The sequence below is a fragment of the uncultured Brevundimonas sp. genome (assembly GCF_937863155.1).
In the GTDB taxonomy this organism is placed as follows: domain Bacteria; phylum Pseudomonadota; class Alphaproteobacteria; order Caulobacterales; family Caulobacteraceae; genus Brevundimonas.
On sequence record NZ_CALMFB010000054.1, the window covers coordinates 100,542 to 112,938 of the forward strand.

At 70.7% G+C, this 12,397-nt stretch carries 12 protein-coding genes; 4 read left to right on the forward strand and 8 right to left on the reverse strand.

Features of this window, described 5'->3' with window-relative positions:
- Nucleotides 1-60: 60 nt before the first annotated feature.
- Nucleotides 61-573: a copper chaperone PCu(A)C gene (locus tag Q0581_RS08690; RefSeq protein ID WP_298699447.1), complete on the forward strand. Its 513-nt coding sequence runs from the start codon at nucleotides 61-63 to the stop codon at nucleotides 571-573.
- 4 nt (nucleotides 574-577) lie between these two features.
- Here Q0581_RS08690 and Q0581_RS08695 read toward each other — a convergent pair whose 3' ends face one another.
- The 3 genes from Q0581_RS08695 to Q0581_RS08705 form a co-directional block, all read right to left on the reverse strand.
- A complete protein-coding gene (locus Q0581_RS08695) occupies nucleotides 578-3,049 on the reverse strand; it encodes an ATP-binding protein (RefSeq protein ID WP_298699449.1) in 2,472 nt (823 codons plus the stop codon).
- A gap of 124 nt (nucleotides 3,050-3,173) precedes the next feature.
- Nucleotides 3,174-3,746, reverse strand: coding sequence for a hypothetical protein (locus tag Q0581_RS08700; RefSeq protein WP_298699451.1), 573 nt, complete (start codon nucleotides 3,744-3,746; stop codon nucleotides 3,174-3,176).
- 84 nt (nucleotides 3,747-3,830) lie between these two features.
- Nucleotides 3,831-4,244, reverse strand: a complete 414-nt coding sequence (locus Q0581_RS08705; protein WP_298699452.1) for a CBS domain-containing protein — start codon at nucleotides 4,242-4,244, stop codon at nucleotides 3,831-3,833.
- A gap of 117 nt (nucleotides 4,245-4,361) precedes the next feature.
- Here Q0581_RS08705 and Q0581_RS08710 point away from each other — a divergent pair, with 117 nt between their 5' ends.
- Nucleotides 4,362-5,864: an aldehyde dehydrogenase family protein gene (locus tag Q0581_RS08710; protein WP_298699454.1), complete on the forward strand. Its 1,503-nt coding sequence runs from the start codon at nucleotides 4,362-4,364 to the stop codon at nucleotides 5,862-5,864.
- On the opposite strand, the gene Q0581_RS08715 is transcribed toward Q0581_RS08710, so the two are convergent.
- Entirely contained in the window at nucleotides 5,861-7,624 is a 1,764-nt protein-coding gene (locus Q0581_RS08715; protein WP_298699456.1) for a VWA domain-containing protein, read from the reverse strand. The two genes, Q0581_RS08710 and Q0581_RS08715, sit on opposite strands and share 4 nt — an antisense overlap.
- Before the next feature lie 140 nt (nucleotides 7,625-7,764).
- Here Q0581_RS08715 and Q0581_RS08720 point away from each other — a divergent pair, with 140 nt between their 5' ends.
- A complete protein-coding gene (locus Q0581_RS08720; RefSeq protein ID WP_298699457.1) occupies nucleotides 7,765-9,597 on the forward strand; it encodes a monovalent cation:proton antiporter-2 (CPA2) family protein in 1,833 nt (610 codons plus the stop codon).
- A 24-nt stretch (nucleotides 9,598-9,621) separates the two neighbouring features.
- Here Q0581_RS08720 and recR read toward each other — a convergent pair whose 3' ends face one another.
- Genes recR through Q0581_RS08730 form a run of 3 tightly spaced genes read right to left on the reverse strand, consistent with a single transcriptional unit; the run spans nucleotide 9,622 to nucleotide 10,923 of the window.
- The gene (recR, locus tag Q0581_RS08725) at nucleotides 9,622-10,224 is read right to left on the reverse strand and encodes a recombination mediator RecR (RefSeq protein ID WP_298699459.1); all 603 of its coding nucleotides are present in this window, start codon (nucleotides 10,222-10,224) and stop codon (nucleotides 9,622-9,624) included.
- Nucleotides 10,224-10,592, reverse strand: coding sequence for a CPCC family cysteine-rich protein (locus tag Q0581_RS14725; RefSeq protein WP_366876866.1), 369 nt, complete (start codon nucleotides 10,590-10,592; stop codon nucleotides 10,224-10,226). Before Q0581_RS14725 ends, recR begins: the two co-directional genes overlap by 1 nt.
- A 1-nt stretch (nucleotide 10,593) precedes the next feature.
- Nucleotides 10,594-10,923, reverse strand: a complete 330-nt coding sequence (locus Q0581_RS08730; RefSeq protein WP_298699461.1) for a YbaB/EbfC family nucleoid-associated protein — start codon at nucleotides 10,921-10,923, stop codon at nucleotides 10,594-10,596.
- Between the two features lie 134 nt (nucleotides 10,924-11,057).
- On the opposite strand from Q0581_RS08730, the gene Q0581_RS08735 reads away from it, so the two are divergent.
- A complete protein-coding gene (locus tag Q0581_RS08735; protein ID WP_298699463.1) occupies nucleotides 11,058-11,672 on the forward strand; it encodes a malonic semialdehyde reductase in 615 nt (204 codons plus the stop codon).
- Between the two features lie 6 nt (nucleotides 11,673-11,678).
- On the opposite strand, the gene Q0581_RS08740 is transcribed toward Q0581_RS08735, so the two are convergent.
- Entirely contained in the window at nucleotides 11,679-12,338 is a 660-nt protein-coding gene (locus Q0581_RS08740) for a hypothetical protein (protein ID WP_298699464.1), read from the reverse strand.
- Nucleotides 12,339-12,397 lie beyond the last annotated feature (59 nt).

Below are 12,397 nucleotides of genomic sequence, written 5' to 3' on the forward strand. Positions count from 1 at the left end.
TGGCGGTCGCCGTTGTCGCTCTGCTATGGACGCGCGACCCCACGATCCGAGGAACCGACCATGCGCCTTGCCCTGTTGTCCGCACTGACGGCCACGGCCGCTCTGTCTTGTTCCCTGGCCGCCTGTTCGCCGCCGGCCGAAAAGGCCGAAGCGCCGCCGGCCGCCGTCGGGGTTCAGGCGGCCGACGCCTGGTGCCGCCCGTCGCCCAAGGGCGCGCGCGTGGGCGCCTGTTACCTGACCCTGACCGCGGGCCAGGCCGATCGCTTCACCGGGTTCACCACGCCGGCGGCCGCGACGCCCCAGATCCACACCATGTCCACCGAAGGCGGCATGATGCAGATGCGCCAGCTGACCGAGGGGCTGGCCCTGCCGGCCGGTGAGGCCGTGGCGTTGAAGCCGGGGGCCGAACATCTGATGCTGATCGACCTGGCCCAGCCCCTGGTCGAGGGCGCGCAGGTGACGCTGAACCTGACGTTTGAAACGGCGCCCGCGCTGACGGTCCAGGCCGTGGTTCGCGCCCCGGCCGTCGACGGGGAACACGGCGCCCGGGAACACAGCGCTGGCCACGGCTGAGGCCTCAGGCCGCCTGGGCCTGTTCGGTCTGTTCCGGGGCCGCGGCGCCGGGGCGGCGCACCGGCAGGTCGAAGGACACGGTGGTTCCGTCGCCCGGCTGGCTTTCCATGTGCAGGGCGCCGCCGTGCAGTTCGATCAGTGACTTGGTCAGGGCCAGACCCAGGCCGGTGCCCTGTGTCGTCTTGGAATGCTGGCCCTCGACCTGCTCGAACGGGCGGGCCAGGCGGTCCAGGTCTTCCTGGGCGATGCCGATGCCGGTGTCGGTGACCGCCACCCGCACCCGCTCGGCGCCCAGGGCCGCCAGGCGCACGGTGATCGATCCGCCCTCGGGCGTGAATTTGATGGCGTTGGAGATCAGGTTCAGCATCACCTGCTTGCACCCGCGATGGTCGGCCTCGATCTCGGGCAGGCCGGCCGCCGCCTCGACCGTCAGGGACAGGCCCGCCTCCTGCGCCTTGCCGCGCATCAGCCGCACCGCGTCGTCGCACACCTCGCGCAGCGACACCGCCTCATAGTGCAGGGTCATCTTGCCGGCCTCGATCTTGGCCATGTCCAGGATGTCGTTGATCAGGCTGAGCAGATGCTGGCCTGACTTCAGGATGTCGGCGGCGTAGCCCTTGTATTTGGCGTCGCCCAGCGGGCCGAACAGCTCGGCGGCCATGATCTCGGAAAAGCCGTTGATGGCGTTCAGCGGCGTACGCAGCTCGTGGCTCATATTGGCCAGGAACTCGGACTTGGCCTGGTTGGCGGCCTCGGCGCGGGTCATGGCCACTTCGTATTTGCGGGCCAGCAGAGACAGCTTCTCCTGGCTGGCCTCCAGCTGATCGACCATGGCGCGCAGATTGTCCGACGCCTTCTGCCGCTCGGCTTCCTGTTGCTTGATGGCGGTGATGTCGGCGGCCGACACCACCGAGCCGCCGTCCGAGGTGAAGCGTTCGACCAGCTGCAGCCAGCGGCCGTCGTGCAGTTCGACCTCGCGCGCGCCCGCCCGCCCGCCGGCGCCGGGGTGTTCGGTCTTCACGGCCAGGGCCGCGATGCGGTTCAGCTCGTCCTTCAGCGCCCCCTTCTGGACCACGCCGGGCGCAAAGCCGAAGGCGTCCTGGAACGCCTGGTTGCACAGGATCAGCCGGCCCTGTTTGTCGAACAGAACGAAGGCGTCGGACACGCTTTCGATGCCGTCCCGCAGCCGGCTTTCGGCCGCCTGGGCCTGGGCCTTGGCGCGGCGGGCCTCGGTGATGTCCAGCGCCACGCCCAGGATGGCGGTGAAGCCGGTCTCGCCCCGGTCGCCCCGGCCCTGGCCGCGCGCGTCGATCCAGCGGACGCGACCGGCCGCGTCCTTGACCGGAAAGGTCACCTCGAAGGCGCCGAAGGCCGCCGCCTGGCGCAGGGCGTGGCCGACCTGGTCGCGATAACGGGCGTGCACCCGCTCCATGAAGGCCTCGGCCGGAACCGGGCCGCCGCCGTCGAAGCCCATCATCTCGGCCATATAGTCCGACAGGTTCACCTCGCCGCTGTCGGCGTCCCATTCCCACACGCCGCAGCGCGCAGCCTCGACCGCCACGCGGAAGCGGCGCTCGGACGCGGCCCACAGGCGGCTGGCCCGCGCCTGACGCCAGCGGTTCAGCAGCACCAGCAACAGCACCGCAACGCCCAGCAGCAGGGGCGTGATCAGAACCCAGGCGTCGTTCAGCAGGGCCGCCGCGCCGGTGTCGATGGGCATGGAGGCGACCGCGATGACGCCGGCGCCGGCCGGAACCGCAGCCACCAGGCGGGTGTGGCCGTCGACGGGCGCGGTGCGGGGCGCGGGCGGGGTCTCGGCTTCCAGAGCGTTCAGCGCCGCGACGTCCAGGCCGATGGCCTCGGCCGATCCGCCGATGCTCGCCGACCAGGTCGAAGCCAGAACCGTCTGACCTGTCGCCAGAGACAGGTCCGGCGCAACGCGCGCAGCCGCATCCACGCGGACCACCGGCGGGGTGATGCGCGCGGCCATGCGGCGTGCGGGGCCGGACGTCGCCACGATCACGCCCGACCGGTCAGCCGACGCCGCCGGCGTGTCGGGCGCGGCGCCGACGGCGAAGATTCGGGCCTCTGCGCCCTGGGCCTCCAGAGGCGCGCCGTCGGCGTCCAGCACGGCGAAGGCGGTGTCGGGGGCCACGGCGCGGGCGGCGTTCAGCGCCTGGGCCGACGCCGCGCCGGCGTTCAACAGCGCCTGACCGGACGACAGGCCCGCCTGGGCCAGGGTCAGTCGCGTCTGGAACCGCGCCGCCAGCAGCTCGGCATCGGTCTGAAGCGCGGCCTGGCGCAGATGCAGGGCCTCACGCGCCGGGCGGGCGATCTCGCGCGCGAACAGCAGCACATAGGCCGCGACGCCCAGGGTGACGACAAGCAGCAGGATGCGCGCCCAGGCCGGCGGGGCCTGGCGACGGTCCGAGGCACGACGGCCCGGCCCTTGAAAGCGGCGCTCCTTGCTGGGCAAGGGGCTCTCCTGAACGATTCGACGATGGCCGTGAATCTAGGCTGCGTCGGCGAATCCTGTCGAGCGCGCGATTCGCATCGACGGGATTCGCACCGTCAGGGGCGCAGCATCAGGGGGCGCCGGTTCAGGCGGCCTCGACCACGCGCGGCGCGGCGATCTCGGTCGGCGGCGGCGACAGGATGTCGGTGACACCGCGCAGGATTTCGCGCGCTTGCCTCGCCAGGGCCAAAGCCTCGGCCGGGGCGTCGTCCGGCGCCTCGCCCACCATGTCGGTCAGGGCCTGGGCCAGGCCCATCAGGCGCGGCGCGGCGGCGATCAGCCGGGCCTGGAACTCGATGCGGTCCGGGTCGCGGTCGTATTCGGCCCCCGGTACGCGCCAGCCGCCCCAGTCGGCCGCGTCGGTGACCACGACCGGATAGGTGCCCGGATAGGGATGGTGGGGACAGTCCTCGGCCATCTGCCACTTGTTGCGCGCGCGCAGCAGGCGCCAGTCGCCCAGGTCGCCGCCGGCCTGATCCTCGACCGGCAGCATCAGCTCATTGGCCGTGAATTCGCGCCCCAGGCCGACGTCATAGGTGACGCGCACCGGCTCATCGAACCCCTTGGCCCAGACGGGCTGCACCTGTTCGATATGGGCCCAGGCGCCGACGCATTCGACCCAGACCTTCTGGCCCTTCTGGAACTGAGCGCGCGCCATGCCGCATCCTTCTCGCTGTTCCGGCCAGAATGGCGGGCGAGCGTTGACGGGCGGTCAAGCGGAAGGGTGAAGCAGGCCTTAACGTCAGGCCGTGCGGGAGATCTCCTCCAGGGCCTCTCCAGCGTATTTCTCCTTCACCCGCGTCGACAGGTCGCCCAGAGAGACGACGCCGACCAGGCGGCCGTTCTTGTCGATCACGGGCGCGCGCCGGATCTGGCGGCGGCTCATCAGGTCCAGCACGGACTTCAGGTCGTCGTCGTCGCGCACGGTGGCGGCGTCGCGGGTGATGAACTCGACCACGGCGGTCGAGGGTGCCGCGCCGCCGGCGACGGCGCGCACCGCCAGGTCGCGGTCGGTCACCGTGCCGATCAGGGCGTCGCCGTCGGCCACGGGCATGAAGCCGAAGTCGCCGGACGCCATGCGGCGCGCGACCTCCTGGATCGGGTCGCCAGGGCGGGCGACCTGGACATCCTTGCTCATCACGTCACGAACCTTCATCGCGCCAACTCCTGTTGCGAACTGTTGGCCTGACAACCCCCGGCGGCCCCTTGCGGTTCCGCTTCCAAGCCGGGCGCGGGCCGGTTAGAGCGGGGCGACGATCAGAGGGGAACGGCCATGACCACGGCGGCGAACGAAGCGAAGGCGATCCTGGACCGGCTGGGGGTTCCGCCCTCGGCCTGGGGGGCGGGCCTGACGACCCGCTCGCCCATCGACGGCGCGACCGGCGCCGAGGTCGCGGCCACGTCCGACGTGGAGGGCGTCATCGCGCGTTCGGTTCAGGCCTTCGCCAGCTGGCGCCGCATTCCCGCGCCGCGCCGGGGCGAGCTGGTGCGCCTGCTGGGCGAGGAACTGCGCGCCGCCAAGGACGACCTGGCCCGGCTGGTGACGCTGGAAGCCGGCAAGATCGTCTCCGAAGGGGCGGGCGAGGTGCAGGAGATGATCGACATCTGCGACTTCGCCGTGGGTCTGTCGCGCCAACTATACGGCCTGACCCTGGCCAGCGAACGGCCAGGCCATCACATGCGCGAGACCTGGCAGCCGCTGGGGCCGGTGGGGGTGATCACCGCCTTCAACTTTCCCGTCGCGGTCTGGGCCTGGAACGCCTGTCTGGCCCTGGTGTGCGGTGATCCGGTGATCTGGAAGCCGTCCGAGAAGACGCCGATGACCGCCCTGGGCGTCCAGGCGGTGTTCGACCGCGCCGTCGCCCGGTTTGGGGCCGAGGCGCCGAAGGGACTGAGCCAGCTGCTGATCGGCGGGCGCGAGGCGGGCGAAGCCCTGGCCGCCGATCCGCGCATCCCCCTGGTCTCGGCCACCGGCTCGACCCGGATGGGCAAGGCGGTGGCGGCGACGGTGGCGGCGCGGCTGGGCCGGTCGCTGCTGGAGCTGGGCGGCAACAACGCCATGATCGTGACGCCCAGCGCCGATCTGGACATGGCGGTGCGCGCCGTCGCCTTTTCCGCCGTCGGCACGGCGGGCCAGCGGTGCACCACCCTGCGCCGCCTGCTGGTGCATGAGAGCGTCGCCGAGGGATTGGTAAAACGGCTGGCCGCCGCCTACGCCAGCCTGCCCATCGGCGATCCGCGCGAGCCGGGAACCCTGGTCGGCCCCCTGATCGACGAGGACGCCGGGGCCGCCTTCGACCGCGCCCTGGCCCAGGCGGTCGAACAGGGCGGGGAAGTCATCGCGGGGGGCGACCGGGTCCAGCGCGCGGGCGGCGTCTATGTGCGGCCCGCCATCGTGCGCATGCCGGCCCAGAGCGCGGTGGTGATGCATGAGACCTTCGCCCCCATCCTGTATGTCCTGACCTGGCGCGACTTCGATCAGGCGGTGGTGATGCAGAACGCGGTCCCGCAGGGGCTGTCATCCTGCGTCTTCACCGACAGCGTGCGCGAGGCCGAGGCCTTCCTGTCGGCCTGGGGCTCGGACTGCGGCATCGCCAACGTCAACATCGGCCCGTCGGGCGCCGAGATCGGCGGGGCCTTCGGCGGCGAAAAGGACACCGGCAGCGGCCGCGAATCCGGCTCGGACGCCTGGAAGGCCTATATGCGCCGCCAGACCCAGACGGTGAATTTCAGCCGCGATCTGCCCCTGGCTCAGGGGGTCAGGTTCGACGTTTAAGGGGTTCGCCGCTCCGGCAGGGCCGAGGCCGCCCGAACCAACTGCACGAACTCGGCCCGGTCGCCGAAGGGGTCGTCGCCGCGCGCACCCTGGGCCTGGTCCAGAATGCGGTCCCAGCCATAGTCGGCCGTCATCCATGGATCGCCGCGCAGCTTCTGGCCGAAGGCGGCGACGGCCAGGGCCCAGCGCGTCGCCTCGCCGGATCGGGTCGCGGCGCCTGGGTAGCGGATTGGCTGCTGGATCAGGTCGGACGTCGGCTGGCCCGGCAGTTTGTAGCGGATCTGGACGAAGCCCAGTTCGTTGCCCCGCGCGCCCGGCGCCGCCTGGGGACGCGCCGACTCATAGCGGCGGTCGGGAACCTGGGTCGGGCCGCCGACAGGGGTGATTTCGTACAGGGCCGTGACACTGGCGCCCGAGCCGACCTCGCCCGCGTCGATGCGGTCGTTGGCGAAATCCTCTTCGTTCAGTAGGCGGGTTTCATAGCCGATCAGCCGCCATTCGGCGACGCGGGCGGGGTTGAACTCGACCTGCACCTTGACGTCGTCGGCGATGGGGAAGGCGCCTCGGTCGAAGGCCGGCCCGAACAGGCGGCGCGCCTCGTTCAGACTGTCGACATAGGCGGCCACGCCATTGCCCGCCTGGGCGATGGCCTGCATCCGCGCGTCCTGATAGTTGCCGCGCCCGAAGCCATAGACCGACAGATAGACGCCGGTCCCGCGCTTGTCGGCGACATAGTCTTCCAGCCGCTTGTCGTCGGTGACGCCGACGTTGAAGTCGCCGTCGGTGAACATCAGGATGCGGTTGACCCGGTCGCGGGCGAAATTGACCTGGGCCTGGTCATAGGCGTTGGTCATGCCGGTGGCGCCCGCCGTGCCGCCCGAGGCGTAGAGGCTGGCCACCGCACAGCGCAGGCGCAGCTTGTCCGTACCCGGCGTGGGCGCCAGCGTCGTGCCCGCCCCTTCGGCGTAATAGGTCACCGCCACCGTGTCCTGGGGCCGCAGCCGGTCGATGATCAGGTTCATCGCCTGTTTGGCCAGGTCCAGCTTGTCCGCCGACCCCATGGAGCCGGAGACATCGACCAGGAAGGTCAGGTTCAGCGGGCGGCGCTGGCTTTCCGGCAGCTCATAGCCCTGAAGCCCGACATGCACGATCTGGCGCCCCTGGCTCCAGGGCGAGGGCGTGACCACGGCGGTCACCGCAAAGGGTTCCGACGCGCTCTCGGGCCGGGCGTAGCCATAGTCGAAATAGTTGATCATCTCCTCGACCCGCACGGCGTCGCGCGGCGCGGCGCGGCCGGAATCCAGGAAGCGGCGGACGTTGGAATAGCTGGCGGTGTCCACGTCGATCGAGAAGGTCGAGACCGGCTGGTCCGCCACCCGCTTGACCGGATTGGGCGTGGCGTCGGGATAGCGTTCGGTGTCGGCGGCGACCGCCGGGCCGGGCGGGCGCGGCAGGGTGGCGCCGCCGATGCGCGAACCGCTGACAACCACTTCATTCAACGTGCCTGTCGGCAGAGGAGGCGGCGGCGGCGGTGGGGGCGGGGGCGGACCCGCCATGCCCACGGCCGGAGCGGCCATGGCGCGCATGGCCAAGGATGGCGCCGGGCGGGTCAGGTCGAAACCGTACTCTCGGCAGGCGGCGGCGGTCGCTTCGCCGTCGATGACGCGCGGCGGAACCGGCGCGGGCGCGCTGATCGCGCCGGCGGGCGCCCCGACGCCCAGGGCTGTGACCATCACCAGGGCGGACTTCAGAGGGGGCATGGGACGTCTCCGTTCATGGACCAGGGCGCAAGTGATCCGCGATCTTTCGGCCAAACTGTGGCGCTGCGTCCGCGCGCCTCTCGCCAAGCGCGCGATCCGTCCCCACTATGGTTGCGAAACGACAGAGGACAGGAGCCTTCATGGCCGAACCGGCGGGAATGGGTCTGGGGCATATCGCCGTGTTGCTGGGCGCCGGGGTGGTGGCGGTGCCGATTTTCCGCAAGCTGCAGCTGGGCTCGGTGCTGGGATACCTGGCGGCGGGCCTGGCCATCGGCCCGTTCGGACTGGCCGTGTTCCGCGAGCCGGAGACCATCCTGCATGTCGCCGAGTTCGGCGTGGTCATCTTCCTGTTCATCATCGGGCTGGAGATGCGGCCCAGCCGGCTGTGGGGCCTGAGGCGCGACATCTTCGGCCTGGGCGCGGCCCAGGTTCTGGGCGCCGGCCTGCTGCTGACCCTGACCGGCATGGCGGCGGGGCTGTCGATCCCGGTGGCCTTCATCATCGCCATGGGCTTTGTCCTGTCGTCCACGGCGGTCATCATGCAGATGCTGGACGAGCGCGGCGAACTGGGCGCGCCCTCGGGCCAGCGGGCGGTGTCCATCCTGCTGCTGGAAGACCTGGCCATCGTGCCGCTGCTGGCGCTGGTGGCGGTGCTGGGGGCGGCGGTCGGCGGCGCGGCCGAGACGGCGGGACCGCCGCTGTGGCAGACCATCGGCCTGGCGGTCGGGGCGCTGGTGGTCGTCTATGTGGCCGGGCGCTGGCTGACCAATCCCATCTTCCGCTTCCTGGCCCGATATGGCGGGCGCGAGGTGATGACGGCGGCGGCCCTGCTGGTGGTGGTCGGTTCGGCGTGGCTGATGAACGAGGGCGGCCTGTCCATGGCCATGGGCGCCTTCCTGGCGGGCGTCCTGCTGTCGGAATCGACCTTCCGGCATCAGCTGGAAGCGGACGTCGAGCCCTTCCGCGCCATCCTTCTGGGCCTGTTCTTCCTGTCGGTCGGCATGTCGCTGGACCTGGCCGTGGTGGCGGCCGACTGGCGGCTGGTGATCGGCGGGGTGATCGCCTTCATGGCGGTCAAGGCGGTGGCCATCTATGGCATTGCGCGCCTGTTCAAGGCGTCCGAGCGCGAGGCGGTCGAGCGCGCCGTGCTGTTCGCGCAAGGGGGCGAGTTCGCCTTCGTCCTTTACGCTGCGGCCCTCAGCGCCGGGGTGTTCGATCCGCGGATCTCGGCGGCGGCGACGGCGGTGGTCATCCTGTCGATGGCCCTGACGCCGCTGACCAGCCTGGCCACGGCGCGGCTGCTGCCCAAGGAGACCGGCGACGCGGGTGACGCCGAGGGGGTCGAGGCGGCGGACGGTCTGAAGGGCCAGGTGCTGATCATCGGCTTCGGCCGCTTCGCCCAGGTGGTGTCCCAGCCCCTGCTGGCGCGCGGCGTCGATGTGTCGATCATCGAGAACGACGTGGAGATGATCCAGGCCGCCAGCGAATTCGGCTTCAAGGTCTATTACGGCGACGGCACGCGGCTGGACGTGCTGCACGCCTCGGGCGCCGACCATGCCGAGGCGGTTCTGGTCTGCGTCGACAAGCCCGAGGCGGCCGATCACATCGTCGGCCTGCTGAAGAGCGAATTCCCGCTGACCAAGGTCTTCGCCCGCGCCTTCGACCGGGGTCATTCGATCCGGCTGATCCAGGCGGGAGCCGACTATCAGGTGCGCGAGACCTTCGAGTCGGCGCTGAAGTTCGGCGAGGCCGTCCTGGTCGAGATGGGGCTGAACGAGGCCGAGGCCGCCGACACCATCGCCGAGGTGCGCCGTCGCGACGACGCCCGGCTGGATCTGCAACTAACCGGCGGTCTTCAGGCCGGGCGCGCCCTGATGCGCGGCAATATGCCGACGCCCAAGCCCGAACCCTATGTCACGCCGCGCCGCGAGGGTCAGATCGTCACCGACCCGGCCGACGAAAGCGCCGCCTGAGTCCCTTTAGAAGGCTGAACCGGCTCAGGCCGGGCGCCGCGCCCGCAGGGCCTGGACGATGGTGCCGTCGTCCAGCCAGTCCAGTTCGCCACCCACCGGCACGCCGCGCGCCAGGCTGGTGACCTCGACGCCCGACCCGGCCAGGCGTTCGGCCAGATAGTGGGCGGTGGTCTGGCCGTCGACCGTGGCGGGCAGGGCCAGCACCACCTCGCGCGTGCGGCCGTCGCCGGCCCTCTGCACCAGTTCGGCTACGCGCAGAGCCTCCGGCCCGATGCCGTCCAGCGCCGACAGCAGGCCGCCCAGCACATGATACTGGCCGCGAAAGGCGCCCGACCGCTCCATGGCCCACAGGGCGCCGGCCTCCTCGACCACGCAGATCAGGGCGCCGTCACGCGCGTCGTCGGAACAGATCGAGCAGGGATCGCGCGTGTCGGGCGCGCCGCAAACGCCGCACGACCGCACCTTGGCCGCCGTTTCCGCCAGCGACGCCGCCAGCGGCTCAAGCAGTTGCTCGCGCCGTTTCAGCAGGGCCAGGGCCGCGCGCCGGGCCGAGCGCGGACCCAGGCCCGGCAGCTTCGACAGCAGGCCGATCAGCCGCTCGATCTCGGGTCCGGCGGAGGCGGCCATCAGGGCTGCATCCAATAGGGCGACCCGTAGGTCGCTGCCGATGCGTGAAAATAGTTCATGTTGGACATAGCGCCTGATGTGCCTGGGAGGTCACGAGCGGGATCAACGGGCCTCCAACCTGGGTCTCGGACATCGGCCGGACCTGGGCGTCGAACGTGTCCTGCCAAACGCAGTTCGCTGGTCCCATGCTGCGCGAACGACAGTTGAGCTTCGACGAGGCTTACCCGATTAGCGCCGCCAGCAAGGACCGGATTGTGAAGCTGCACCGGGTCGTCTTCCCAGAAACAGATCGGGCAAATCTCGTAGCAGCCATAAGCCTCGTCCAGGGTGCGATAACCGCAGCACGGACAGGCGAAGGGACCGTCCACGTCAGAAGAGTTTCGGCATGCCGGGGATGTTCATCCCCGCCATCGGGCCGGCGGCCTCGCGCATTAGGGCGTTGTTGATCTCGTCCAGGCGGCGCTTGGCGTCGGCGTGGGCGGCCTGGATCAGGTCGCCCAGAATGTCCGCCTCGCCCGGAACCATCAGACTGTCGTCGATGCGCACGGCCGTGATCTCGCCGGGCCCTTTGAGGGCGACGGTCACCAGGCCGCCGCCGGACGTGCCTTCCGCCGTGGAGTCCGCCATTCTGGCCTGGGCGTCCTGCAGCCGCTGCTGCATCGCCTGGGCCTGTTGCATCAGTGCGCCAAGGTCTTTCATGCCCCCTAGATAGGGCGTTCCGGCGGGCGGCGACAGTCCCCCGCGGCGGCGCGAAGATTTCGTCGGCGCCCCTTGCACGGTCGGCGTCGGGCCTTAAGTAAATCCGCACCTGTTACAGTTTTGGAATCGCCGTCATGCCGTTTGACGCCCTGGAAACCCGCGATCACGCCCTGTCCGACGCCGCCCTGGCGCAACTGTTCACCCAGGCGCGCACCCGCAACGCCTGGTCCGACCGACCGGTGCCCGAGGCCCTGCTGCGCCAGCTGTACGACCTGACCAAATTCGGGCCGACGGCAGTCAACAACACCCCGGCGCGGTTCGTCTTCGTGACCTCGCCCCAGGCCAAGGCGCGGCTGGACCCGCTGATGAGCGAGGGCAACCGGGCCAAGACGATGCAGGCGCCGGTCACGGTCATCATCGGCTATGACCTGGACTTCCCCGACACCCTGCCGGTGCTGTTCCCGCATGCGCCGGGCGCGCGCGATTGGTTCGCCGATCCGGCGGCGCGCCAGGAATCGGCCTTCCGCAACAGCTCGCTTCAGGGCGGCTATTTCATGATCGCGGCGCGGGCGCTGGGCCTGGACGTCGGGCCGATGTCCGGCTTCGACGCCGAGGGGGTGAAGGCCGAGTTCTTCCCCGACAACGCGGTCCAGCCGAACTTCATCGTCAACCTGGGCTACGGCACGGACGAGAACCTGTTTCCCCGCTCGCCGCGCCTGGCCTTCGACGAGGCGGCGCGCATCCTGTAGCCGCCTTCAGTCGTCGTCGCGGACGCGGGCGGACGGCAGGCCCGCGATGCTCAGTTCCGCGATGGCCCAGGCCAGCTCGATGTTCGTCTCCACCACAGGGTCGACGGCGGCCAGGGTGGCGGCGGCGTCCCCCTCGACCGAGGCGACGGCCGCATAGCGGGACGACATGTGCCGGTCCGGCCCCTCGACATAGGTTTCGGACAGCAGGGTGGCGGTGTCGCCCTCGACCGTCGCCAACACGCACTGGTGGCCGCGCAAGACCCCCTGGCGGAACCGCCGGAAATGCACCACCGGCCCCTGTTCGGGATAACGGGCGATGCAGGCCTGGGCGTCGTTGAACACCGCGCGTCGGCCCTCGGTCGGGGCCGTGCCGTTGTCGGTGACGCTGGTCTTGCTCTCGAACGCCATGTCGAAGGCCCAGTCCTCGCGCCCGGTGGGCGGCGCCGGCACGGCGGCGCGGATCAGCGGGTCCATGCGCGCCTGAACGTCGGGAAAGGGCACGCCCAGGGCCTCGGCCAGCGGGCGCAGCTTGGTCTGAATCTGGGCGGCGACCTCGGACACCTCGTCGCGCAGATCCTGGGCCGGGTCGGCCTCTTGCGCCACGGCCGGTCCGGCCAGCATCAGACAGGCGGCCGCCAGGGCCAGGCTGGAACGGTGAAGGCGCATCGGACATCCCCCTTGATGAGCAAGGGTATCTGACCACGGTTGTGACGGGGCCGCGAGGG